Genomic DNA, 25,099 nt, shown 5'->3' with positions numbered 1-25,099 from the left:
TATATCATTTTTGGCATAATAAATGGCAGAAACGTCGACTATTTTTGGGTTTATGAAGTACGTTTCTGCCACAGATATTCTATCAGATTTTAAAAAGACTGTCGACAGTCACTTTGTCAACAGTCTGTATGAAGCGTTGCTAGAACGTCTTCATTTTATCTTTCAGGAATTTGAAAATATCTATATCTCCTTTTCCGGAGAAAAGATAGTGGTCTTTTATTGATATCCTGTTGGATTTTAGAGACCAGTATTAAATAATAGGAGTTTTCATCAGGACTTTGAAGCACAGCACAATGCAACGACTGATTATAGAAGAGGCCTTTCGGATGCTGGAAAAGCGTTCGCATCTCGGACTTTACTGGGTCTGTCTCCCTGTGCAACACGCTCTGCCTTGAGCAGCTATGAAATGTACTGGTACCCATGGGATAATAAGAAGGAAGATATCTGGATCCGTCCAATGCCTCAGCACGATTATATCATCAACCTAGAACAAATATCATGACATCCTAACACTATAAGATGCATCAGGGGGTCTTACTAAGCAATTTTGCAGATGGTACCGGTTGTCTCATGAAAATAGGAAAACGATCTGCCGGTTGGGGATAAGGGCAGATTAATCCTTGCAGCGATACAGTGGTTTCATCAATAAGAAATATAGCTATAAGCAACGATGCTGGATCACGCAGCAAAGCCGCTTCACCGTTTCAGGACTATGCCAAAGAGGCACTCATCTTTACAGAGTCATCTGTCCTGAAATCTAGGTCAAGCTCATCGGATGTGTCAGAGGAGCATATTTTACTGCTATATATGCTAAGACGAAGGCATTCGGATACCGTCATATAACATTTTCGAAGGGACATACATGCACAGTTCATACTGGCAACATTGCCACCATAGTTGTGTCGCAACTATATCAAAAAATTTAACAATTCCATCTGATTTCGGCATACAGTCGGAGGTGGGCATGAAGCGAAGTTTGAGAGAAATCAAGAATGTGTTTATGTCTATCCTACGGGACATTAAGAAAGAGATAGACAGCGGCGAACAGCCGGGGGAAACTGTCATTGACACCATGTTTTAAAATACCCAGAACGCCGTACAGAAGCAGAAACAGGAATTACATACCGTTGATGATGTGACAGCGTTGATTACAGAGCAGATAGAAAAGGTCATGCTGCTGGAAAAGGAAACTAGCGAACAATTCCAGCAGTTTTTATGTTAGATTTCCGAATTGTTTCCGAAATATTCTCATTTTATTGCCAATTAAAAATGGTATTTCCGTTTTACGAAACGAGTGGAATTGTAGTCCATGGGCGGAGAATTGGAAAACTGATAGGTTTGCCAACGGCAAATCTGAAAGTTGAAATGGACACGGATTTGCCGGAGCCGGCTGTGTATATATCAAAGGTTTTTCTCAAAGAGAAAACGCTCTATGGAATCACGCATATAGGAGCGCGATCAACAGTTGACGATAGTCAAGAAATATCTTTTGAAACACATTTTGAATTTATTATAAGAAATATACGGACTCAAAATGAAAGTACAGTTGTTTTCCAAAATCCGGATTCCACAAAAATCCGACGAATTATCCTTTCTTATAGAGCAGATCAGAAAAGATTGTTTGATCGTACAGAAATACTGGGGAATAAAACAGCTTGCTTCCGATTTTTTATAGATATTAGGAAACACCAAGTAAAGCTATGCAACCATAAAATAATCTTGTCCGCTAAAGAATTTGATGTCCTGTATTTATCATATTCAAATCTAGATGTTGCATTTATGATAAAACAAATCTATGAAGTAGTCTGGCATGATTCGGCAAATGGTATTTATCATGCAGTAAAAAATACAGTTTTTTAAACAAGAAAACGGATTAAAGCATTTTCAGCGAATCATGATTATATAAAGACAATCGTTGGATATGGTTACAAATATAATGCGTAATAGCAAAGTCAGTCGAGTCAATCAGCACAAGATGAGCAGTGCATAAATGTGCTGCCGTTGACAGTCCTGCCCGCCTTTGCTGACAGGCGATCAAGGCAGGAAAGCCCTTAAAATGGTTTCCAACACATTTCAATTTTATAAGAAAAGTTTAAATTTTTTTCTGGATGCAAAAAACCCGCACAAAACCTGGTGTCTGTACGGGCTTAAAGCCATCTTATATTCAATGATTGAAAGGCAAACGATAAAAGAATCTACTGCTCCTCCTATTCGTTTCCCATCTTTCCTTCTTCACTTCAATGTTCATAAAATGATAATCTTTATCTCAGCTGTCAATTCATCCAGCCTGTTTATTTTCTATCTCGTCAGTATATATATCCTGCTGTTGTCTCTGCTCATCTTTCCACTGTTTTCGGATCGGATATGAATATTTATAAAATGTCGAGAGTGCCATTCCAATATTCATACAATATTCTCCCAGAGGGCGCTTGCTATCCAGACATGCCCTGATATTTACTTCAAAATCTTCCGGAATTTGTACACGTGGTCTACCGTATACACCATTTCCTTCCCGTTTCCTCTTTAGTGCATTCTGGATTCCTATTTTTTGACGCTCTTTTAGGCACTGATAATACCAGTCCATGAATTCTCTGCAGAACTGATATACCAGAACAGCATCTGCACTCTTATTCTCCTTGATAAAAACTACATCTTCCTGTGCATACTGTTTCAGTTTTTCCATGACATTATCCCCTAAGCATGTCATGGACAAAAGTTCCATTTTCCTACCTGCCATCGTTTTTTCTTCCCTCCTACTGCAATCTTTTCATTGCTTCTACGATGTTCATTCTCACAATCATTTCAAAAATTCTTTCAAACATGCTGTTAAAAAATAGAGCTGTTACAGGCGCATGATACTATCTTTGACTGTTTTACTGAGAGGTTTCATCAGCTGATACGAGTACCTTTTTGAAATTCCCTCATGCAAAGATCATGTATCTATTATGAAAGGGAAACACGATACCTTCTTCCAGTATCAAAATAACTGTATAGGGAATTGTTTATTTTGATACGAAGTGAAAGCATTGCATGAGACCTGATATAATATGGAAAACAACATGAGAGCTAACAGACGAACTGTATACCTCCCTTGTTGCTTTGTAAATAATCCTCGATTTCTTAAATGACTGGTACCATTTTTGTGACAAAAGATCAAGTATCGTTTTTTAAGTCGAAATATTATTTTATAGAATGCCATTTCTCATTTCTCGATATCAGGTCGCGTATTTCTCTTAAAAGAACTGCTTCCTCAGACGGCTCAACAGCTGCCGGTTCTGGAATGCTCTCTTCTTTCTTTCGGCAGAATTTGTTGATGATCCGGATGATCGTAAAAATCACCAGTGCAATCAGCAGAAAATTGATGATATTCTGGATGAATCTTCCGTAATAAATGGCTGCTTCCGCCATATCTCCTGATGCCGGAGTGATAACATAGCGCAAACTTGTAAAATCGATTCCTCCAAACAGGATGCCGATAGCAGGCATGACGATGTCATTCACAAGAGAGGTCACGATTGCAGTAAAAGCCCCTCCAATGATAACATCGACTGCTAAATCAATCATACTTCCACGAGAAATGAATTCCCGAAACTCGGTAAAAAATCCTTTTGTCTATTTCAAATCATTTTCCACCTTCCCTACAAAATATCTCGGCATAAATAACACGCTATGGGATTACTGTTGTTCTATTTTTTCTTTTAATGCCTTCCCTGGCTTAAATTTAGGTGAAAAGTGCCCCGGTATGATAGTTTTTTCTCCTGTTTGAGGATTTCGACTGCTTCTCTCACTGACAAATCGCGCCTCAAAAGTTCAAAATCCAGCAATCTGTATTTTTTCTCTTTGTGCCATCTTATCTCCAATGAGTTCGATAAACTGATCTATGATCCCCTTTGTAACTTCTGAAGAAATCCCCTGTTTATATGCGATTTCTCTAATAATTTCATTTTTATTCATAAATACTCCTCTTGACATTATAAAGTGTTTTTCCTATCGTTATCTTCTTTGGCTATGAAGTTTTGAATGAAATCAGCACAGCACCCTCTAAGAAGAGTACTGTGCTGAATCAAGTCGTTATGCTATACAATCGTTGTTTCTTTTACTGTTCCTCGTCAACTTTTCTGCGTTTTCTCGCAAAGAATAGTCCGGCAAGGGTCGCAATAGAGCCTATCGCTGCTGCTGTATGCACACCTAGATTTGTAAAGTCGCCAGTCTTTGGTCCAGAAGTTGTGACCTTCGTCACCTTGTTCGTCTGCGTATTCTGCTGATTGTTAACCGGAGTTACTGTACTTGCAGGTTTTTCCACTGTGACTTTCACGGTTACCGTTTCCTTGCTTCCATCAGGATATTGGATTTCTAATGTTCCCTCATATTCTCCAGGTTTATTTGGATCAATAGTTCCCTCTGGAGTGATATCTTTAATTTGGGTTCCTTCTGGAAGGTCATCAAGATTTGTTACATTATCTGTTAAATCAGGGTTTTCTCCCGGCTTTATGATTTCCGGTTTCGTCTCCGGATCGTATTTATCCGCATCTGTACGCGGATCTGTCACATTGACCTTTACTTCCACTTCTTCTGTTGTTCCATCCGGATAAGTTACTACAATGATGCCCGGTGTTTCCCCTGGCTTATCGGTGTTTACCGGTGTCTTCCATTCGTACTTCGTATCCTCTGGAAGGTCATCTTTATTTCTGATTCCATCCTCTGGATTTGGAGTTTCTCCCTTATTGACATTGACTTCCTGTCCCTCTGGAGTATATTTTTCTGCATCTGTCCGGTTGTCATTTACAATAACATCCACCGTGACCTGATCCGTAGAACCGTCTGGATATGTTACAACTACAGTTCCCGATGTCGTACCCGGTGTACTGGTATCTACTGGTGCAGTCCATCCATAGGTTGTATTTGCTGGCAAGTCTGCTTTGTTGGCAATACCATCTGCTGCATTTGGCTGACTTCCTTTGTCGACTGTGATTGCCTGTCCTGCCGGATCATATGCATCTGTTGCCAAGCCATAGTTGACCGTTACAATGACTGTATCGTTTGATCCATCTGCATAGGTCACTTTCACATTCACTGGCTGATTCTGTCCTGTCGTTGGAATCGCATCTACTGCCACGATCGACTGTATCTTCTCGGCTGGTGCATCTGTCGTTACGACACCTATGACTTCATCATTCGTAGCTGTCTGTCCATATGGTTTGTTTACAACTCCCCCCTGTGCTGTATACAGTTCTGTATTGGTCGCATTCTCATTTACAATAACGTCCACTGTTACCTGATCCGTAGAACCGTCTGGATACGTTACTACGATTGTTCCCGAGGTTGTTCCTGGTGTGCTGGTATCCACTGGTGCAGCCCATCCATAGGTTGTATTTGCTGGCAAGTCTGCTTTGTTGGCAATACCATCTGCTGCATTTGGCTGACTTCCTTTGTCGACTGTGATTGCCTGCCCTGCCGGATCATATGCATCTGTTGCCAAGCCATAGTTGACCGTTACAATGACTGTATCATTGGTTCCATCTACATAAGTCACTTTCACATTCACTGGCTGATTCTGTCCTGTCGTTGGAATCGCATCTACTGCCACGATTGACTGTATCTTCTCGGCTGGTGCATCTGTCGTTACGACACCTATGACTTCATCATTCGTAGCTGTCTGCCCATATGGTTTGTTTACAACTCCCCCCTGCGCCGTATACAGTTCTGTGTCAGTAGCCTGTGGTGTCGTGTCAACGACATTGACTGTAACTTCCACTTCTTCCTTGCTTCCATCTGGATAGGTTACTACAATCGTTCCTATGGTTTCTCCTGGTGTATCCGTGTCCACTGGTGTCTTCCAATCATACATTGTTCCTTCCGGAAGATCGTCTTTGTTCTTGATTCCGGCTTCTGCGCTTGGGTCTTCGCCTTTATTGACATCCACCTTCTGTCCTTCCGGAACATAGGCATCCTTTGCTTCCCCGTAAGCGATCGTTACGGTAGCATCTTCCTTGGTTCCGTCTGCGTAGGTTACTTCCACGGTCACGGTCTGGTCTGCACCATCTGCAGTAGGAGTAGGAATCTCACCTTTGATCGCTTTGGATTTCACTTTCTCTGCTGGTGCCGGAGCCTCTTGCCCATCCTTGGTTTCTGTTACTGTGACTTTGTCCAGAATGGCAGCCTCTTCCGCTTTCTTTCCGTAGTCCTGGTTCAGCGTGCCACCCTTTGCATTGTATTTGTCCGCATCTGTTGCCGGATCAACGACATTGACTGTAACTTCCACTTCTTCTTTGCTTCCATCTGGATAGGTTACTACAATCGTTCCTGTGGTTTCTCCCGGTGTATCCGTGTCCACTGGTGTCTTCCAATCATACGTTGTTCCTTCCGGAAGATCGTCTTTGTTCTTGATTCCGGCTTCTGCGCTTGGGTCTTCGCCTTTATTGACATCCACCTTCTGTCCTTCCGGAACATAGGCATCCTTTGCTTCCCCGTAAGCGATCGTTACGGTAGCATCTTCCTTGGTTCCGTCTGCGTAGGTTACTTCCACGGTCACGGTCTGGTCTGCACCATCTGCAGTAGGAGTAGGAATCTCACCTTTGATCGCTTTGGATTTCACTTTCTCTGCTGGTGCCGGAGCCTCTTGCCCATCCTTGGTTTCTGTTACTGTGACTTTGTCCAAAATTGCAGCCTCTTCCGCTTTCTTTCCGTAGTCCTGGTTCAGCGTACCACCCTTTACATTGTATTTGTCCGCATCTGGTGTAGTGAATGTAAATGGGTCTCCCATAATGGGATTGTCTGCATTTGGACTATATGCAACCAGAACAACCTCTGTACCATCTGGCACTACGTTTGCGTTAACATCCAAAGAGAAATTTCCGGCTACCAGATCCTTATATGGAATCTTGACTGTACCATATTCATCAGTGGTGTATGTTTTCGTATTTTTATCATAGCCTTGAAGCTTGACGATTACATTTCCAGCATTTTCATTTGTGATTTGGATCAGTCTTGCCGGGTCTGCTGGATCAGCAATCAATGTCTTTGGAACAGTTCCTTCGATCGTTGTCTTTTTAGTGGAATCGAATGTTGTCGTTGTAGTAGTTGGTTTTGATACTAGATAATCGGCAGCGTTGTTTGGTTCTGTCAGATCTATCATAAATTCCTGTCCATCAGGTACACCATCACCATCTGTATCTACCTTAGTAGTATCGGTACCAATCTTCCATTCAACAAAATCAAATAGACCATCTTTGTCCGTATCATTCGCATCCAGATAAGCATTTGCATACGAATTATTCAACTGCTTTGGAGCATCTCCATTATCATTTGTTGATACACCTTGTTTAGTGTTCAGATAGTCTGCTTCCATCCAGCTATCAAATAAGAAGGATTGTTGATTTTTCTTAATATATTCATTAGCTGCTCTTGCAAAATCGGAAAGAGTTACGCTATCTTTTAGTTTATAGGAAATCGTATAGCTACGGCTTTGTCCAAGCGTTCCAAAAAAGATTCGGTCGATATTCTTTCTTGCTGCATCTAACTGCGCCTTTGTATCATTGCCGATGATGCTTAGTTCTGGAACCTGGCTTGTGTCCACTAAGCCTTGGTCGTTAATTGGAACCGTGAATTCTTCATGATTTTTGTTAATCTTTACGCCATCCAGATCAGAGCAATATATTTTAATATTATCTGTATCAATATATGGAAGCAACTCTGGTGCTATCTGTTCTTTCACATACACAACCCAGCTATAATCTGTCTGTAGGAAATTCTCATCAGGTTTGAAGGTGTGTATAGAACGAATGGTCATATCATCAATATTAAATTTAATTCTTTGATTCGCTTTACCTTTTGTAAACCCTGATTCCTTTTCATTCTCATTCTTCTTATTATTCAGCAAGATATAACCATTAGAAATACTGTTCGAGGCTATAGCTCCTTTATTGGTCGTCAAAACGGAATTAAATCCAATTGGAGTATCTTGTAAATTAAGACTTTCCAATGTCTGTCCATTTTTCAGCGTGATTTTAACAGGCTGGTTACGTGATAAACCTATCAAAGCATAGTTAGGCAGCTTTGTAACTGGCAGAGACCACATTGCGCCATCGTTATGCTTTTCCAGACTAATATCAGCTAAAATAACTTTATCGATCTGTTTATAAAAGGTATTGTTGGTAAAACTCAAAAGATATTTCCCAGCATATTTGTTCGCAGGGTCTGTCCCCCATCCTGCGCTTCCACTAAACCAATATGTAAATGTCATAGATAAACTGTCGTCATCCTCAACTTTATTGAAAACAGTAGAGCTATAACGTAGGTTGGCATTGTTATCAATTCCGGTTGCCGTATAATGTGTTGTAGTATCCAGTCCTCTATTTTCCTGTGCATAGACGGTACCCAAAGACGGCACCATCAACATGACGCCCAGTAATACAGAGCACACGCCAATACTCAATTTTCGTATCGCCCATCTTTGCTGTCTTTTTGCACAGGAAAGAAAACTCGGCTTATTTTTCTCCATAAACGATTTCTCCTTTCTTTTCGTTTCTTTCTAAAATAATTAGAACCAGTTTGGTACCCTCATATTTCCCTTCATTCCATTTCTAGAAGCTCCTGTATGCTTGTTGATAGCAGCATGTGATCCAGATACGACTGTATCTTTTCATAAAAATGACGGACCTGGCAAAAGGAACCGGCATCTCGACTGCAGTAGCGGTCTTTTTCAAGGCACCGGTTGATCTGCATGGTCGTCTCCATTGCTCGAATCACATCATAGATGGGGATGTCTCTTGGATGCTTTACGAGTCGAAAACCGCCATCGATACCAGTAACTGCTTCCAGGATCTGTGCTTCTTTCAAGATACTGGCAACTTTTAAAACATAGCCCTGTGGAATATGCAGCTGTTCCGATAATTCCTTTGACTGAACAAGCTGCCTTTTTTTCGCAAGATAGAGAACGATTCGTACTGCATAATCGGTCGATATTTTTAAATGCATACATCACCCCCTCCTTTTTAATTCTGGATAAATCAGGTTTATAGTATGACTGTACCAGAATATGGACTTATCCTTTTCAAGAAACTGCATAACAATATCATCCATAGAAACCTTGACTAGTGCTGCTTTTTTAGATAACGAAGATCTTTTATATTCACGAATTGCAAACGGCACAGCAATTTATGCATTATCCACCTAAATCAGCACATGATGCTTTTTGATAAATATTAAATTCAGTATATAGTCACATTCTTATCTTTGCGCATGACCGAATATCCATTTCCTTTCTCACATAAGGGTACTATCCTGCTGGTTCATAAACAGAATATACGCATTTATAATAGAAGTCTATTGATATTCTATACTGTAATAAAATAAGATTGTTTAATTAAAATTTTATATCTGATTTTTGATTATCCGCATAAACACTATACTTTCAAACATTTTGAAGTATAGAAAACTATTCATTTTACCACGAATTTACCACGATTGAATGAGCCTTGATATGACACAAAAACAACATGGGAGATAGCACAAATATCTGTGTATCTCCCGTTTTTCATTCATGTAGTATGATTATTTTACTCTGATTTCAAATTTCAAGATTGCTTTCATCATTTCTGTATGGATTTGACCTTTTAATTCTTCATCAACCTGCATAATGATTTTACCACTTTCAGAGTGGTAAAACGGACGCAAGCATAATTTACATATATAAGCGTCATAAAACTTCAAAATCTCTCTTATGGCAGTTTCATTTCCAGCAGACGCTTGACATATTACTTTTAATGTAGGGTAGCCATATTCTTTTTTCATTGGTTCAATTCCTTTCTTTCAATACTGTTTTTAGTTTCTTCAATCCGTTACTTCTTCTGCGATAAATAGCAGAACGTGATACATGATATAATTCGGCTATTTCTTGGTCGCTCATACTTTGAAAATAGCGTAATAGAATTACATCACGCTCTTTATTCGATAACTTATATAAAGCAACAGCAAGTTTCTCATTTGATATTTGAATTGTAAAATTCAAGACTTCAAACGAAATGTAATCACAAGAATAGTTATCCTTAGTTACACATTCAACATTTTTCGTATCTGATAATTCACAGAATAAAACTTCACGCTTAGAACGTCTTGCAAACTGTCTGTTTCTGTTTTTTACTGTGCATTTAATAACAGTCATCATCAAAGCATTAAACTGTATTCTAACGATATGCTCGAAAGAAGATGGGTTCATAATCTCACCTCCTTTCCGCATACGCTGAAATATATAAACGGAGATACCGTCTATATCTTTGGAAAATACAAAAAGAAGAACAAGAAAAAAGTCCGTACAAAATATACCGTCTGTACGAACTTTTAATATTGTAAAATATTTAGTTGTTGATAAAATGCTGTTAGGTAGTGCATAATCGTATAAGATTATTCCTAAAACTTTCCACAGCAGTTACTTTCAATGCTTTTATATCTTGCTTTTTTAGTCCTATCATAAAGTTTTCCATATAACCGCTTAATAATTTGATTACTTGTTAAAATAGTTATAATGCAGGCGACTATGTGACTGATTAAAATCGCTATCCAAACACCATTTAAATTTTCTGCCAGCCAAGATAATAGATAGGCAAAAGGAATACGAATAATAATATAGTAGAATATCATTAGTATCATACTTTTTGTTGGTTTTCCTATACCATTTAAAGTACCTAAGTAGCAACTAGTAATAGTGTAAAGAACATAACCGATACTAACAATTAAAAAATAATGGCTGACAACATTTGTTACAGCTACGTTGGAAACAAACAATTTTGCCAACTGTTTAGAGAAGAAAATAACAACTGCTGATAATACACTTGAAACAACAATACCATATTTTAACGCCAATTTCAGATAATTCTTTGCTCTGTCGATACGTTGTGCTCCAATACATTGCCCTACGATTGAAGTCAACACCATATTAAGAGCCATAGCAGGATAAAATAATATCATTTCTAATTTTCCAGCAACTCCGTAGCCAGCAATAGCAGAAATACTATAAGTACTAACAATAGCAGTTAAAAATGTTGTACTAATAGCAGGAATACTTTGTTGAATGACAGACGGCACAGCATTTTTTACAAACGGCATAATCTCTTTTGTATCAAAATCAGATAGTGAAAGGTTAAATAATTTTTTACGATAAATATAAATGCACATAAACGCCAAACAAATAATCTGTGATATTAAGGTTGCGATTGCCGCTCCGTGAAATCCAATTATGTTAATGAAAATAGGATCTAAAATAGCATTCAATAAAGTAGACACAAGCATTGCAACTGCTTGAAACATAGTATTGCCAAAACTTCTTAAAATGGCTGTAAAGTATAAATACAAATAAACTGCTACATATCCCAAAGCATATATAGATAAGTAATTTTTTGCCATATCAAAAATTTCAGTCGGTGTATTTAAAACTATCAAAATAGGCTCTAAAAAAATCTCCAACACAATTGTCATAAACACTGAAAGAATTATAGATACAAAAAAAGAAGTAACTATAATATTCTTTTTCTTTTGCTCATTTTTCGCACCAATTACCTGTGATAATAGAATGGCTAACCCGTTTGTTGCTCCCATACCAATTGAAGTTAAGATTAAAATAATAGGTGTCGAGTTTGTTAACGCTGCGTATGCCTGCTCACCTAACAAATTTCCAATCCAAAGACTGTCTACGAGATTATATGCCATATTTAAAAACATAGCTATTATCATAGGAACAGTCATTTCAAGTAAACATTTTTTTGTGTTTCCGTTTACAAAATCAATATTTTTGTTCATTTTAATTCCTCCTATTGAATGAAAATTATTCATTTAATTTATTTAAATATTCCCTGCCTTTTGGCAGGGGAAGATTTAAAGCCTAAACAAGTCCCTAAAAAATGCCTTTATCCGTGAACTCTTTTCTTTAATTGATATATCGGTATTTAAAATAATTCCTAGTTGTCCATATATGCAAAAACTGGCATACATTTCAACATCATTGACTTGTATTTCATTTGTGTAATTTGCTCTTTCAATAATTTCAGATACAATAGGAAAAAGTTTTTCACATACATTCAATGTTAATAAATTATGGAAATTTTTATTTTGGTTATTATGAAAAACTGGATAATATGTATCATCTTCTTGTTCTGCAAAAAGTATCATCTTCCGCAAAATATCTTTTAAACTATCCTTTTTTATATTTATATTTTTTGTCATATTGGCGACTAAAATATTTGAATATTCATTGATAGCAGACTGAAAAAGTACATCTTTTGATGGGAAATATCTATAACATAATCCTTGTGCTATTCCAATTTCTTTTGCTATGTCTGATATTGAAGTTTTTTCAAACCCATTTACACTAAATAATTTAATGGCTGTTTCTAAAATTTCTTGTTTACGTTCCTCTGGTTCTTTTGAAATACGCATTGTTTTCTTTCCTTTCTTGCGGTTTAATTATTGTATGCTATAATTAAACAAGATCTTGTGCCAAAAGATTTCCATTCAATTTCGTGGAAGTCTTTTGATAATAATAACAACATTTCCTTTTTTGAATAAATCTTTACATCTCCACTATTGCTGTGTTTCATATAGTAATTCATTATCTGTCTTGCTCCGATTGGTTGCCAACAATCACCGATAATGAAAACTCCATTTTGCTTTAAACACCTAGACACTTCTTTCTCTACAATATCTGGTTGTGGATAATGATGAAATGAGTCATTACATACAATGGCGTCAAAAGAACTATCTTCAAAAGGTAATCTCTCAGAGTCGCCTAAGATAAGTGTTGCATCATTTCCTAGTTTATTTTTTGCAATTTCAAGCATATTGGGAGATATATCTATTCCAAATAGTTGTTCTGCTATATTTAATTCTTTTATTTCTTTAAGTAACGCACCCGTTCCACAACCTAAATCTAATATAGAATGTATATTCTTATTTTTTAAATTTTCTATAATCGGCTTATAGAGTTTTCGAGCATGTTCCCCCTGAATATTTGTATCATAATCGGCAGCTTGCTTATCAAAAGTCTTTTGTGATTTTTGTTTCGTAATATTCATGTAATCAACTCCTTTCACTAAAATTATATCTCGTGAATGAACGATTGTCAATGAATAAAATTCATTGAATTTCATTCATTTCAAAGACGTGTATCTCTGATTTAAAATACACGCCTTTTTGATTACCCTACAATCTTCCAGTTACTATTCCTTATATAGCCCAAATTTGTACCGTGACAATTTCATTGATATTATCCGATTTACCACAAATCAAATTTTATCTTTTCTTCCTCTTGATTACCCTCCACAGAAAAGAAAAAGCCCTGTCAAGAGCCTTGCCACCATTGGTGGTGCTTTGCACTCTTTACTGGGCTTTTTGTTTGCTGTATCTTCTACAAAGAGGGAAAAAGTTATTCGTCCTCATCATCAAAATGGTTATTTTTCAATACTTCCCGTAATAATTCCATATCTTCTTTTGAATTGGGGTTTATCATTTTTACGACTTGATAAGGTGTCCTATATTTATGTCCCTCTATGCTTTCCCCGAACATATCCATGCTGTATAAATCATCATAGCGGTCTAACAGTTTTTGAAACTTCAAATGCTGGATAAATTCTTTGATTGGATAAAGGTCGGACGCTACAATACTTTTCCCGTTGATGTAGTCGGTAATATATTCCCGTAACTTTTCCAACTCATATTCCAGCCATTCTTCCTCGCTGTCAAAGAAGTTGTCATAATGTCCATGTTTTAGTTCTGCATTTAATCGTTCTTCAATTCTTAAAAACTGGCAGACTTCCTTTTCGGATTGATTAACATACTTCCATTCTCCCGATAATAATTCATTGGGCATTACACCCAGCACGTCCATTATCTTTTCTAATGTATCGAAGGTAGGAAAATTCACACCTCGTTCAATCTTGGAAAGGCTCTGCATATTGATACCGATTTTATCCGCAAGTTCCTGTTGTTTCATTCCTCTGTGTTTTCTTATGGTCTGTATGTTCTCTCCTAAGAAACTGATTTTCTTTTCGTAATGCTCCATAACTTAGTATAACCGCTCCTTCCGTTGCTTTTCTTGGTATTTATAAGCATATCATACTTAATCTACATCTAAAAGTCAACAAAAACTTCTTGACAAGTAATTCTAATGGCGTTATTATCGTATCAGATAGAGTGATTAAGCACGATAAGGTCAATCACACGCTTGAGTAAGCATAGAGAAGATACATTTTCACTTTGATAGCATGAATAAGCATGGACTATCAGACCGAAAATAGTGGTTTCCAAAAGGGGCTGGCTGGACGGGGCACGTCCCCCAGACGTGTTCGGACAGACAGTTCCTTTTGGAAAAGGAACGCCTAAAGGCGTTCGCAGAGGGCGTATATGTAACACCGCCCTGCGCATACATGTCATAGTACCTAGAAACTGTGATAAATAAAGGACAAAACACGATTTTTACCCCGCAAAAAAACGGGAAGTACGAAAGGAGTAATGCACTATAACTACACACAAAAATTTATCCGTTAAGATTGATTACATCAGTATTGTATTCGATACTGCAACCGCCGAAGATGTCATCATGCACATTTTAGGTTTACCGACTGATATTTTCAATATCTATCCGGCAAGCGTTAAATACAAAACCTATCAAGCACGCTGGCAGATTGGAGATATTTATGTATCGGGGGACGCAAGAAAAACAGAGGATAACCCACAAGGGTTAGGCTGTTATCTTGTTATGACCGGCAGAGGTTGTGATGATATTTTCCGTATTCTCGATAGTAGGAATTGTACCTTTGGAGATATGTTCCGACGTTGTGAGCGAAGATACGGACTGGATAACTTCCATTTTACAAGACTTGATATTGCCATTGATGATAAGAACGAAAAGCCATTCTTTACCATAGAGCAGATAAAGAAGAAATGCGAAAAAGAGGAATTTATTTCTAATAGTGAGGGCTACCACTTTGACGAAAGCAAGTTTGATGATTTCGACACCGCAAAGACTGTTTATATCGGTGCTGGTAAATCGGGATTGTCCTACCGCTTTTATGATAAAGATAAGGAAGTCTGTTCAAAACATAATAAGACACTTGATGAAGTTGGCAGTTGGAAACGGACAGAAATGCAACTGCGTGATGATAAGGCTCATGCTTTTGCCATGACATTCAAAGACAGACCGCTGGAACTTGGGGAACTGGCTTTCGGGCTATTGGCAAACAACCTACGCTTTGTCGTGCCAAACAGAAATGAAAGTAATAAGAGCAGATGGAAAACGTGTCGGTTTTGGGAACGCTTTTTAGGGGCTGTGGAAGTCTTGAAAGTGCAAGTACCGAAACTACATAATTCTCTTGAAGAAACACAGCAATGGCTCACAGAGGGTGGCGTGATTTCCGCTGTCAAAAGTTTTTACTTCTTAGAAGAACATGACGCATTAGGTGGACTGGAAAAAGTGGGAACTATGCTTGATAAGGCAAGATACAGTAATTCCCTTTCCAGCAAACTAACCGCCCACTTACAGAGGATAAACCGCACCGACCTTATCCCCTATATCCAGTATGACACGAAACATGGGAAAGGGGGTATCTAATGAATAACAACGATATTCCTGTATGGGAAAAGTACACCCTTACCATTGAAGAAGCGTCAAAATATTTCCGTATCGGAGAAAACAAGTTAAGACGATTGGCAGAGGAAAACAAGGACGCTGGCTGGCTCATTATGAATGGCAACCGCATACAGATTAAACGCCGACAATTTGAAAAGGTCATTGACAAATTGGACGCAATCTAATGCAAATGAGCCTTGTATGTGTTATGATGAACACAAGTCATATCAAGGCTCTTTCCAACAAGGAAAGGAGCAGACACCATGAAAGAAAAAAGACGGGATAGCAAAGAACGTATCCTGCATACTGGAGAGAGCCAACGAACAGACGGAAAATACTTATATAAATATGTGGACGCATTTGGAAACACAAAATATGTGTATGCTTGGAGATTGACACCCACAGACCCGACACCAAAGGGAAAACGGGAAAAACCCTCACTTCGTGAACTGGAACAGCAGATAAGACGGGATATTGAGGACGGTATCGACAGCACAGGCAAGAAAATGACGCTTTGCCAACTCTACGCCAAACAGAACGCACAGAGGGCAAACGTGAAGAAAAGCACACAGAAACAACGGGAACAGCTCATGCGGTTATTGAAAGAGGACAAGTTAGGTGCTAGGAGCATTGATACGATAAAACCCTCTGACGCTAAGGAATGGGCATTACGCATGAAAGACAAAGGCTTTTCCTATAACACCATTAACAACCATAAACGCTCGTTAAAAGCGTCATTCTATATCGCCATACAAGACGATTGTGTAAGGAAAAACCCTTTTGATTTCAAGTTAAGTGAAGTCCTAGAAAATGATACCAAAGAGAAAGTCGCATTGACAGAGGAACAGGAACAAGCCCTACTCTCATTCATCAAGACGGACAATGTGTATCACAAGTATTATGATGATGTGCTGATACTGTTAAAGACAGGACTTCGTATCTCGGAACTGTGCGGACTGACAATCATGGACGTTGATTTTATCCATGAGGTTGTGGTTATCGACCACCAGTTACTAAAGAGCAAGGAACAGGGTTATTATATTGAAACGCCTAAGACAAAGAGCGGAATAAGGCAAGTGCCATTAAGCAGAGAAACAATACAGGCATTTCAACGGGTTATGAAGAAACACCCAAAGGCAGAACCATTTGTGATAGACGGACGGAGCAATTTCCTATTTGTCAATCATAAAGGCAAGCCCAAAGTTGCGATTGATTACAACGCCTTATTTGTCCGTATGATAAAGAAATACAACAAGCACCACAAGGACAATCCCTTGCCACATATCACACCGCATACGCTACGCCATACATTCTGCACAAGGCTGGCAAGCAAGAACATGAACCCGAAAGATTTACAGTATATCATGGGGCATTCAAATATCAGTATCACAATGAACTGGTATGCTCATGCGTCCATAGATACCGCAAAATCAGAGGTTCAGCGTCTAATCGCATAAGAAGTATTTACCACGATTTTAACCACGCTTGATAGCGAAAATATAAGAAGATAGACCTAGATATGTGAGGTTTACCACAAAAGAAAAATGCCCGTAGAGCCTATAAAATAAGGCTTTGCGGACATTTAAGAAGATATAAAAAGATAGTCAAAAAGACATATATAATTTTATACAAAGATGTGATGTTTTTATACATTATTCTTATTTGTTATATTTCTAAAATCTCCGTATTCATACGATCTTCTCTGTTGGCAATCAAAGATATTCGTAAGCGGAAGACGCTTCCATCCAGCTATGAAAGAAAAGAACTGTGAAAAGTGATGCTTTATCTGCACCATTTTTCACAGTTCTTTTTGTATGTTTTATCAGCTAAGGTCAATAGAGTTCTTTGTCCAGAAGAAAATTTTCATCAAAATCTCTTTGGGTTGTTCTATTCAAGAATTGCTTTGGTGTAATTCCCTCATATTTTTTAAAGGTCCTATAGAAATGCGAACTGTCAAAAAAACCTAAACGTTTTGAACATTCTGCAATCGGCATCCCCGTGGCTAAAAAAAACTTTGAAATGGCTATCTTTCGTTGATTGGCATATTCTGTGATGCTCATATGTACCTCTCTTTTAAAGTGCCGCCGTAACGCACTTTCTGAAAGAAAAAAATGCTTTGCCACATCAGATGTTTTATATGGTCCGTAAATCTTTAGGTTAATATACTGTATCACAGACAGTATGAAAGGTGAATAAGCACTGTTTGCCAGATTGTGCAGTTCTTTTGTGAAATGGATAATCGCACTATCCCTTACCGCCAGGACATCCACCAGTTTTTCTTTCTGTTCCAGTTTCTTTATGTAAAATTCTCGTAACCGGATCGTTTCCAGTACATCCTTTCCCATATGAAGAGCAAGGGAAGACAGTTTTTCCAGAATAACAATGGTATAGTTTTTTTCTGTGCGTACAGAATCATTATGCCAGGTGGGGATCACGCTGCATCCGATTTTGGCAACCCCCTGTTTCAAAGTATCCAGGTCTCCTTTTGCAACAAGTTCTAGTATTTTATTTTCATAATAGAAGGCATATTGCTCGGATTCAAAATCCTGAAAAAAAGGTCTCTTTAATGCCTGACTTTTTAATTCCAATTCATTCCGATAAACTTCTATATGAAGCCTTCTGGAATAAATTTCTTCCAGGTCGATATTTAAGATTGCCCCCAGCAGTATGACGAAATCACGAATATCCCCTAATGCGTAGATCGGTAGATTTTCATAGTAAGAAAACCACTCCTTCCCTGTGACAGAGGGCTGCGATTTCATTTTATCTCCTTCCACAAGTTTCTCGATTTCTTCCGGCTCCAGATGATTTGTTAAAAACGGACCAAGCGTGATAATAACATCCTTATGCCGGACAAATATAAAGATTTCTTTCAGCCAGCCATACTCATACCAGATAAGATCTCTGCAGTCCGTGTTTTCAGAATGGATACGGGAGAAATCATAAGGGATCTCATACCGGTTCCCGGAACTGTACACTTTGAGCAGCTTGAAACAAAGATCATAGATATGCACAGGTATTTTCGTTGTCACATGGAGTGCTTTTATATTCTGCAATTCTTTTCCTGTAAGTTTCATCAAACTCAATCCTCCTCTATATTGGCGGTTTCTGTCATATGAGGTCAAATCCCGCAAATCACAATAAAAAGACGAAATTTACTTAAGTATAAAATAGCATAATTAAACGATAAAACACATTTAATTGATAAATAATATTAAAAACGCATCAATTATACAATTAAATTGGCCTTTTATACATTTATCAAATATTTTATTTAGAGATGCAGAATCTACAGAATCCTACCATACTTATACATGCCCTTTTCATCCATTTTGATGTACCGCTATAAAGAAAAAGAACGCAGTTTTGCCGATATTTCTTTTCAAATATATCATGATATGTTTTTTATGTATATTTGATTAAAACAGTAGTATAAAACAACCTTTTTTGTAAAAATACTGTCATAATATTGGATATTTTGGTTTTGTATCTTAGAATAGTCCTAATAGTAGTTTCTTTGACACATCATCAGGAAACAGGAAGACTTTTTATAACGGAAGGGGTGAGCTTGCATTCTGCTGTCTTACAGAAAGAACATGCAGTACATATTATGATAAAAAGATATCTGGATTTGAATGTATATGAAGCCTTATTGGAACGATTCCATTTTATTTTCCAGGAATTCGATTCCATTTATATTTCTTTTTCCGGTGGAAAAGACAGTGGACTGCTGCTGTATCTTCTGCTTGATTTTCGGGATTGGAACTATCCGGATAAAACGATTGGAGTATTCCATCAGGATTTTGAAGCCCAGTATTCAGCCACGACAAGATATGTAGAGGAAACCTTCCAGATGCTGGAAAAACGCCCTCATGTAGAATTGTATTGGATCTGCCTTCCTATGGCTACACGTACGGCACTGAGCAGCTATGAAATGTACTGGTACCCTTGGGATGATAAAAAGGCAGACAGCTGGGTACGTCCAATGCCGGAACATGATTATGTGTTCAATTTGACACATAATCCCATGACGACCTATCACTATAAGATGCACCAGGAAGACCTTGCAAGACAATTTGGCAGATGGTATCGCATATCCCATAACAATAAGAAAACGATCTGTCTTCTGGGAATTCGTGCCGATGAATCCTTACAGCGCTACAGCGGTTTTCTTAATAAGAAATACGGCTACAAAGGACAGTGCTGGATCACCCATCAGTTTAAAGATGTCTGGACTGCGTCCCCTCTGTATGACTGGTCGGTCAATGATATCTGGCATGCCTACTATCGCTTTGATTATCCATATAATGAATTATATGATTTATTTTACAAGGCCGGCCTGACGGTTTACCAGATGCGCGTAGCCTCCCCTTTTCAAGACTATGCCAAGGATTCGCTGAATCTTTATCGGGTCATCGATCCCCAGATATGGACAAAGCTGCTCGGGCGTGTGCAGGGCGCAAATTTTACTTCTATCTATTCAAAAACAAGAGCTATGGGATACCGTAACATCACGCTTCCCGAGGGTCATACGTGGCAATCCTATACCAAATTTTTGCTGGCAACGCTGCCGAAACGCCTGCAGAAAAATTATTTCGATAAGTTTAATAAATCTCTAAAGTTCTGGCATACTGTTGGCGGCGGATTAGAGGAAGAGACCATTCAAGAGCTGATAGAACATGGATACCATATCAAGAGAAACGGCATATCCAACTATACGATATTTAAAAATTCACGCATTATTTTTCTGGATAAGATTCCAGATCATACAGATGATATCAAGTCTACAAAGGATATACCAAGCTGGAAACGGATGTGTTTCTGCATTTTAAAAAACGATCATATCTGCCGTTTCATGGGATTTGGTTTGACACGTGAACAGCAAAAAAAGTTAGATTACTTAAAAGATAAATATAGAACTGTGGAGGAACTAAACGATGACAAAAAGTCCCGTATATGACATACGAGCCGTACCTGTTGAAAAGATTCATCCCAATGATTACAACCCCAATGCAGTAGCACCACCGGAAATGAAACTTCTCTATGACAGTATCAAAGCAGACGGCTATACGATGCCGATTGTATGTTATTATGATAAACCAAACGATGAGTATATCATAGTGGATGGCTTTCATAGATACCGGATCATGAAAGAATATCCAGATATCTATGAGCGGGAACAGGGTCTATTGCCTGTTTCTGTGATCGATAAACCATTAGATCAGAGAATGGCGAGCACCATCCGTCATAACCGTGCAAGAGGTAGTCATGATGTAGATTTAATGAGCAATATCGTCAAAGAACTGCATGAATTCGGACGCTCAGATACATGGATCGCAAAACATCTTGGAATGGATCGAGATGAGATATTACGTTTGAAACAGATTACTGGGTTGGCTGCTTTATTCAAGGAAGTTGACTTTGGAGAATCCTGGGAACCGATAGAAGATCTTCCTTTTGAATCAGACAATATGGAGAAATAATTCCTGTAGGTATGTGAATATCTAAAAATAGTGTTATCAATATTCATATTGTTTCAAGCATTGTATAAAACGTGTTTTTAATGTAATAATCGGGCCAAATGCAATATAGTATACGGTAAACAGCGAGTTATAATTACAGGTGTAGAAATCAAAAGGAGTGAGCCAAATGTCAGACAAAGGATTTACAGACAAAGTAAAAGGTAAAGTAAAAAAAGCTGTTGGTGATGCAACAGGTGACAATTCTGCGTATTTATGCTTTTTGCAAAAGGTGTACTTTTTGATAGTTCAGGAATATAGCAAAAGATGTGTAAATAGTAAAAAGCGGGTAAGAATGTAGATACGAAACATACTTACAGGAGGAAAAATACTATGAACACATCTTTTATTTCGACAAAGCAGATCAAGGACCTTGTGAATGAACAAAAGTTTACATCAACACAGGACATTATGGAGTGCATGAAAGGCATGTTTGCGGATGTATTAGAACAGACCTTACAGGCTGAAATTGATCAGCATTTAGGCTATGATCGCGCTGAAAGAACGACATGTGAAGGCAAGAAAAACTATCGCAACGGATCTGTAAAACGCACAATGAAAACACAGTTAGGTGAAGTGGATGTGAATGTACCACGTGATCGTAACGGTGAATTTGAACCTCAGATTATTGGAAAATATCAGAGAAATGCCGATGGCATTGAGAAATGCATCCTTTCCTTGTATGCTACTGGAATGTCCACAAGAGATATCAGAGACCAGATCAAAGGACTGTACGATGTAGAGATTTCAGAAGGACTGGTAAGCAAGATCAGCGAGCGCATTCTGCCCGAAGTAACAGAATGGCAAAACAGACCCTTAGAAGCCTTCTATCCATTCATATTTATGGATGCGATCCATTATAAAATCAGAGAAGATCATCAGGTCGTGACTAAGGTTGCATACGTTGTTTTGGGCATCAATAACGAAGGAATGAAGGAAGTTTTAGGATTATGGGTAGGAGCCAGTGAATCTGCGAAATACTGGATGGGAGTGCTGAATGAGTTGAAAAGCAGAGGGGTTAAGGATGTTTCCTTATTCTGCGTAGATAGTCTTACAGGCTTCAGAGAAATTATAGGAGCTGTCTATCCAAAGGCACGTATTCAGCGTTGTATTATCCATCAAATTCGCAACAGCACACGCTTCGTGAGTTATAAGCATATCAAGGAGTTCATGAGAGATTTAAAAACTGTTTACCAAGCAAATACAGAGGAACAGGCACTGAATCAGTTAGCAATTTTCAAGGATAAATGGGGCAAGCAATATCCAACCGCAGTACGTAGCTGGGAAGAGAATTGGGATATACTAAGCACATACTATGATTATCCAGTTGAAATCCGCAAAATCATTTACACGACAAATGCGATTGAAGGATTGAACAGACAGTTCAGAAAAGTCACGAAAACAAAGACGGTTTTCCCAAATGATGACAGTTTGAGAAAGATGCTTTACTTGGCTATTCAGAACCTCAGCAGCAAATGGACACAGAGATGTCGAAACTGGGATATGATTCAAAATCAACTTGCCATTATGGAAGCAGTAGAAGCATAATGAGTAATGATAAAGGCATATAAAAATTAGATAATAGAAATCAAGCCTAAATTTCAGAAAATATCACTTCATTATCAGTAGATCACTTGTCTACGACAAAAAGATGGAATCTTCCATTTTTTTAAAAAATATGTATAATATAAATAGGCTATCTTTGAAAGATAGTGTTGTTATTGCACATACTGTAAATGATTTTAGCTAGTTTAGCGGTACATGCAACCTTGGCGGCTTATGAATTTAACGGGTTCAATTGCTGCCTTTTCTTTTGATAAAACTGATTGATGGGATTTACTTTCTTTAACCTTATATTACATGTGACCGCTAAATACAGTAGACATCGTAATTGCTTGTTTCCCTTCTTTGAGATAGATAAAATGATCACCATCCAGTTGTCCTGATTGACTGATATTTGGATCTAAGCCAAGATAAGCTATCAATGCTTCCCGTGTCTTAAATCACTTTATATCACCTATTTCTGCCAATATTCTAGATGCCAGGTTAGGACCGATTCCATCTATGCTTAAAATATGCTTAAAATATGCTTAAAATAAGATAATATTCATTTATCGTTTCCGCTATCTGAATTATTTTCCGTAGGGTTTTATCCGCATCGTTTCTGATCATCTCAACTTTCTCTAACAGGTCCTGTAATATCTTGACTTCAATATTATCATAATCGCATCCAGGGTATGTTTCATTCGCAAAAATCAAGCTTGAGTTTTTTTAGAATGGATACCTTCTTTTCGTTTTCTGGCAGATTCTAGCGGCGAAATGATATATTGTTTGATATCATTTTTTCAAGAAATCTTTGAAGTGGATGTGTGTATACACCTGTAGCTTCATAAACCACACAGACTTTCTCGCCAACTTTATCAGAAAGAATTTTAATATCTGTTTTTAAACGAGCGAATCCTTCAACATCATGGTTGATTTTATGTACTCCTCCAACTTTCTTATTATTCTTCTCAAAAAGAATATAGTGACTGTTTCCATTGGATACATCAATACTAATTATAGGTCCTTCCATCACTAGTTCCTCCTCACTAATATCATAGAGTTTACTTCCTGTATCTTGTTCCATATAGTTTCGTTGTACATACTGACTGAATCATAAACGATCGTCGTTTTAGATATAAGCTTATTCATAAACAAGAATAGGAAGAATGATGTTTTTTATTACTAACTCAAAGGTTTATAAAGCAAGCACGTCATTTCTTCTCTATCGACTTTATTCTGTTTGTATGCAACAAAAAGATAAAGCCAGGAATAATTATACACCCTGGCTTTCTATCATGAATATCAAATTTATAGTTGATTCTCTTTCCTACAGAAATTATTCTTTCTATTTCATATGGGTTATTCAATTCTATATTAAGCAGGTTGTTTTTCTTCCTGCTTTTATTATACGAAAAATCAGTATAACCCTTGATGAATTGGGCATACTGATAATACATAAACAAATGATGATTAGACAAGATTCGTCATCTACTATCTATACCTGTCGATTTTTACTTACACATAATTCTTCACATTCCTAATAGTTCAGTACAGATCATTGCTGTTTCAACAAGCGATATTTATTAAACATCATTATACTAAAAAGACCGTAATACGAGGATTGTTTTATCCAAATATTACGGTTCCTTTTTGAGATTCGAGACCGTTTGTTGAATCAGCAATCACCTATTCCTAGTTACAGCACCTCAGATCATTGATAAAGCGGGTATCACTTTTCATTTAAATTCATGAAAATCACCACGTTCAATCAAATCTGAATGGATTTAAAAGGAATATTCCTGCTCTGCAAGAATCACTTGCTGCATCTCTCCTTATTTCATAGTCTATCGATCTCTCAATGCTTTCTTTTTCTTCCATACCGCCAGGATAGCGATACATACTACACTCATTTCGAACAGAGAGGTATAGAAGCTTATATTGGTTCGATCTCCTGTTTCTACACTACCTGTATCTTTGTTCTGCTCATCCGTATCCGGTTTATTTATATCTGCTTTGAATTCTTTATCCTTTACGGTGATCGTTATCGTCTTCGTTGTGGACGCTCCTTCACTGTCTGTTACTTTATATGTAACTTCATATGTTCCGGCTTTTGTCATGTCTACTGTATTCTTGGCGATCTCGATCTTAGCAGTGAGGTCGCCATCTTCCTTGTCAGTAGCTGTCACATCCTTCTTTGGATCAAATGTGTCTCCTACTGTAAGTGTTTTATCTTCTGCCTGAATAGTCGGAACTTCATTCAATTTTTCCATTTTTGGATTGACAGTGACTGTGATCGTCTTCGTTGTGGACGCTCCTTCACTGTCTGTTACTTTATATGTAACTTCATATGTTCCGGCTTTTGTCATGTCTACTGTATTCTTGGCGATCTCGATCTTAGCAGTGAGGTCGCCATCTTCCT

At 37.8% G+C, this 25,099-nt stretch carries 20 protein-coding genes and 2 pseudogenes; 8 read left to right on the top strand and 14 right to left on the bottom strand.

The annotated features are described in order from the left end of the window. Positions 1 to 1,215: 1,215 nt before the first annotated feature. The gene (locus tag NE665_RS19845; RefSeq protein ID WP_002610698.1) at positions 1,216 to 1,860 is read left to right on the top strand and encodes a riboflavin kinase; all 645 of its coding nucleotides are present in this window, start codon (positions 1,216 to 1,218) and stop codon (positions 1,858 to 1,860) included. Positions 1,861 to 2,278: 418 nt separating this feature from the next. Here the strand turns inward: NE665_RS19845 and NE665_RS19840 are convergent, their stop codons facing one another. The 11 genes and pseudogenes from NE665_RS19840 to NE665_RS19790 all read right to left on the bottom strand — a co-directional run bounded on the left by NE665_RS19840 (position 2,279) and on the right by NE665_RS19790 (position 14,050). Continuing rightward, on the bottom strand, positions 2,279 to 2,683 hold the full coding sequence (locus NE665_RS19840) for a hypothetical protein (RefSeq protein WP_233104820.1): 405 nt from the start codon (positions 2,681 to 2,683) through the stop codon (positions 2,279 to 2,281). A gap of 497 nt (positions 2,684 to 3,180) precedes the next feature. Then, positions 3,181 to 3,594: pseudogene (gene mscL / locus NE665_RS19835) on the bottom strand (large-conductance mechanosensitive channel protein MscL); the annotation flags it as partial. Between the two features lie 81 nt (positions 3,595 to 3,675). Beyond that, positions 3,676 to 3,954, bottom strand: a pseudogene (locus NE665_RS19830) (HU family DNA-binding protein). 142 nt (positions 3,955 to 4,096) lie between these two features. Next, on the bottom strand, positions 4,097 to 8,500 hold the full coding sequence (locus NE665_RS19825; RefSeq protein ID WP_117444863.1) for a Rib/alpha-like domain-containing protein: 4,404 nt from the start codon (positions 8,498 to 8,500) through the stop codon (positions 4,097 to 4,099). Positions 8,501 to 8,571: 71 nt separating this feature from the next. Next, on the bottom strand, positions 8,572 to 8,976 hold the full coding sequence (locus NE665_RS19820) for an Rrf2 family transcriptional regulator (protein ID WP_002610684.1): 405 nt from the start codon (positions 8,974 to 8,976) through the stop codon (positions 8,572 to 8,574). Positions 8,977 to 9,552: 576 nt separating this feature from the next. After that, a complete protein-coding gene (locus tag NE665_RS19815; RefSeq protein WP_005946862.1) occupies positions 9,553 to 9,792 on the bottom strand; it encodes a helix-turn-helix domain-containing protein in 240 nt (79 codons plus the stop codon). A 4-nt stretch (positions 9,793 to 9,796) separates the two neighbouring features. Next, entirely contained in the window at positions 9,797 to 10,216 is a 420-nt protein-coding gene (locus tag NE665_RS19810) for a sigma-70 family RNA polymerase sigma factor (protein WP_008728841.1), read from the bottom strand. Between the two features lie 191 nt (positions 10,217 to 10,407). Continuing rightward, positions 10,408 to 11,793 (bottom strand): MATE family efflux transporter, encoded by a 1,386-nt coding sequence (locus NE665_RS19805; protein ID WP_008728838.1) that lies wholly within the window; start codon positions 11,791 to 11,793, stop codon positions 10,408 to 10,410. Between the two features lie 75 nt (positions 11,794 to 11,868). Beyond that, on the bottom strand, positions 11,869 to 12,429 hold the full coding sequence (locus NE665_RS19800; protein ID WP_008728836.1) for a TetR/AcrR family transcriptional regulator: 561 nt from the start codon (positions 12,427 to 12,429) through the stop codon (positions 11,869 to 11,871). Between the two features lie 23 nt (positions 12,430 to 12,452). Then, on the bottom strand, positions 12,453 to 13,139 hold the full coding sequence (locus NE665_RS19795) for a methyltransferase domain-containing protein (RefSeq protein WP_223380606.1): 687 nt from the start codon (positions 13,137 to 13,139) through the stop codon (positions 12,453 to 12,455). Positions 13,140 to 13,414: 275 nt separating this feature from the next. Continuing rightward, the gene (locus tag NE665_RS19790) at positions 13,415 to 14,050 is read right to left on the bottom strand and encodes a helix-turn-helix transcriptional regulator (protein WP_005946876.1); all 636 of its coding nucleotides are present in this window, start codon (positions 14,048 to 14,050) and stop codon (positions 13,415 to 13,417) included. A gap of 486 nt (positions 14,051 to 14,536) precedes the next feature. Between NE665_RS19790 and NE665_RS19785 the strand changes: the two genes are divergently transcribed. The 3 genes from NE665_RS19785 to NE665_RS19775 all read left to right on the top strand — a co-directional run bounded on the left by NE665_RS19785 (position 14,537) and on the right by NE665_RS19775 (position 17,073). Next, on the top strand, positions 14,537 to 15,598 hold the full coding sequence (locus NE665_RS19785) for a replication initiation factor domain-containing protein (RefSeq protein ID WP_347285934.1): 1,062 nt from the start codon (positions 14,537 to 14,539) through the stop codon (positions 15,596 to 15,598). Then, complete coding sequence (locus NE665_RS19780) at positions 15,598 to 15,801, top strand: excisionase (protein WP_002610247.1); 204 nt, start codon at positions 15,598 to 15,600, stop codon at positions 15,799 to 15,801. The genes NE665_RS19785 and NE665_RS19780 overlap by 1 nt, the downstream gene beginning before the upstream one ends. A gap of 78 nt (positions 15,802 to 15,879) precedes the next feature. Further along, positions 15,880 to 17,073 carry a tyrosine-type recombinase/integrase gene (locus tag NE665_RS19775; RefSeq protein ID WP_256302609.1) on the top strand — a complete coding sequence of 398 codons (1,194 nt, stop codon included), beginning with the start codon at positions 15,880 to 15,882 and terminating at the stop codon, positions 17,071 to 17,073. Between the two features lie 375 nt (positions 17,074 to 17,448). On the opposite strand, the gene NE665_RS19770 is transcribed toward NE665_RS19775, so the two are convergent. After that, positions 17,449 to 18,693 carry a YSIRK-targeted surface antigen transcriptional regulator gene (locus NE665_RS19770; RefSeq protein WP_002610682.1) on the bottom strand — a complete coding sequence of 415 codons (1,245 nt, stop codon included), beginning with the start codon at positions 18,691 to 18,693 and terminating at the stop codon, positions 17,449 to 17,451. Between the two features lie 533 nt (positions 18,694 to 19,226). Here NE665_RS19770 and NE665_RS19765 point away from each other — a divergent pair. The 4 genes from NE665_RS19765 to NE665_RS19750 all read left to right on the top strand — a co-directional run bounded on the left by NE665_RS19765 (position 19,227) and on the right by NE665_RS19750 (position 22,683). Next, positions 19,227 to 20,576 (top strand): DUF3440 domain-containing protein, encoded by a 1,350-nt coding sequence (locus NE665_RS19765; RefSeq protein ID WP_117445018.1) that lies wholly within the window; start codon positions 19,227 to 19,229, stop codon positions 20,574 to 20,576. Beyond that, entirely contained in the window at positions 20,554 to 21,099 is a 546-nt protein-coding gene (locus NE665_RS19760; RefSeq protein ID WP_002610678.1) for a ParB/RepB/Spo0J family partition protein, read from the top strand. The genes NE665_RS19765 and NE665_RS19760 overlap by 23 nt, the downstream gene beginning before the upstream one ends. Before the next feature lie 166 nt (positions 21,100 to 21,265). Further along, positions 21,266 to 21,436, top strand: coding sequence for a hypothetical protein (locus tag NE665_RS19755; protein WP_002610676.1), 171 nt, complete (start codon positions 21,266 to 21,268; stop codon positions 21,434 to 21,436). Positions 21,437 to 21,468: 32 nt separating this feature from the next. After that, positions 21,469 to 22,683, top strand: coding sequence for an IS256 family transposase (locus tag NE665_RS19750; RefSeq protein ID WP_002610674.1), 1,215 nt, complete (start codon positions 21,469 to 21,471; stop codon positions 22,681 to 22,683). Positions 22,684 to 23,443: 760 nt separating this feature from the next. Here NE665_RS19750 and NE665_RS19745 read toward each other — a convergent pair. Together NE665_RS19745 and NE665_RS19740 are read right to left on the bottom strand one after the other, a co-directional pair. Beyond that, positions 23,444 to 23,710, bottom strand: coding sequence for a hypothetical protein (locus tag NE665_RS19745; RefSeq protein WP_002610672.1), 267 nt, complete (start codon positions 23,708 to 23,710; stop codon positions 23,444 to 23,446). A gap of 814 nt (positions 23,711 to 24,524) precedes the next feature. Further along, a partial coding sequence (locus tag NE665_RS19740) for an immunoglobulin-like domain-containing protein (protein ID WP_256302608.1) occupies positions 24,525 to 25,099 on the bottom strand: 575 nt, incomplete at its 5' end.

This window comes from Clostridium sp. DFI.1.208 (assembly GCF_024463855.1).
Lineage (GTDB): Bacteria > Bacillota_I > Bacilli_A > Erysipelotrichales > Erysipelotrichaceae > Clostridium_AQ.
Note: the sequence above shows the minus strand (reverse complement) of the source record. Positions and strands in the feature narration are given on the sequence as shown.

Bases quoted from the DNA above. Each gene is read 5' to 3' on its own strand.
- NE665_RS19845 (WP_002610698.1), top strand. From the start codon at position 1,216: ATGTTAGATTTCCGAATTGTTTCCGAAATATTCTCATTTTATTGCCAA.
- NE665_RS19840 (WP_233104820.1), bottom strand. From the start codon at position 2,683: ATGGAAAAACTGAAACAGTATGCACAGGAAGATGTAGTTTTTATCAAG.
- NE665_RS19825 (WP_117444863.1), bottom strand. From the start codon at position 8,500: ATGGAGAAAAATAAGCCGAGTTTTCTTTCCTGTGCAAAAAGACAGCAA.
- NE665_RS19820 (WP_002610684.1), bottom strand. From the start codon at position 8,976: ATGCATTTAAAAATATCGACCGATTATGCAGTACGAATCGTTCTCTAT.
- NE665_RS19815 (WP_005946862.1), bottom strand. From the start codon at position 9,792: ATGAAAAAAGAATATGGCTACCCTACATTAAAAGTAATATGTCAAGCG.
- NE665_RS19810 (WP_008728841.1), bottom strand. From the start codon at position 10,216: ATGAACCCATCTTCTTTCGAGCATATCGTTAGAATACAGTTTAATGCT.
- NE665_RS19805 (WP_008728838.1), bottom strand. From the start codon at position 11,793: ATGAACAAAAATATTGATTTTGTAAACGGAAACACAAAAAAATGTTTA.
- NE665_RS19800 (WP_008728836.1), bottom strand. From the start codon at position 12,429: ATGCGTATTTCAAAAGAACCAGAGGAACGTAAACAAGAAATTTTAGAA.
- NE665_RS19795 (WP_223380606.1), bottom strand. From the start codon at position 13,139: ATGAAATTCAATGAATTTTATTCATTGACAATCGTTCATTCACGAGAT.
- NE665_RS19790 (WP_005946876.1), bottom strand. From the start codon at position 14,050: ATGGAGCATTACGAAAAGAAAATCAGTTTCTTAGGAGAGAACATACAG.
- NE665_RS19780 (WP_002610247.1), top strand. From the start codon at position 15,598: ATGAATAACAACGATATTCCTGTATGGGAAAAGTACACCCTTACCATT.
- NE665_RS19775 (WP_256302609.1), top strand. From the start codon at position 15,880: ATGAAAGAAAAAAGACGGGATAGCAAAGAACGTATCCTGCATACTGGA.
- NE665_RS19770 (WP_002610682.1), bottom strand. From the start codon at position 18,693: ATGAAACTTACAGGAAAAGAATTGCAGAATATAAAAGCACTCCATGTG.
- NE665_RS19765 (WP_117445018.1), top strand. From the start codon at position 19,227: ATGATAAAAAGATATCTGGATTTGAATGTATATGAAGCCTTATTGGAA.
- NE665_RS19760 (WP_002610678.1), top strand. From the start codon at position 20,554: ATGACAAAAAGTCCCGTATATGACATACGAGCCGTACCTGTTGAAAAG.
- NE665_RS19755 (WP_002610676.1), top strand. From the start codon at position 21,266: ATGTCAGACAAAGGATTTACAGACAAAGTAAAAGGTAAAGTAAAAAAA.
- NE665_RS19750 (WP_002610674.1), top strand. From the start codon at position 21,469: ATGAACACATCTTTTATTTCGACAAAGCAGATCAAGGACCTTGTGAAT.
- NE665_RS19745 (WP_002610672.1), bottom strand. From the start codon at position 23,710: ATGGAAGGACCTATAATTAGTATTGATGTATCCAATGGAAACAGTCAC.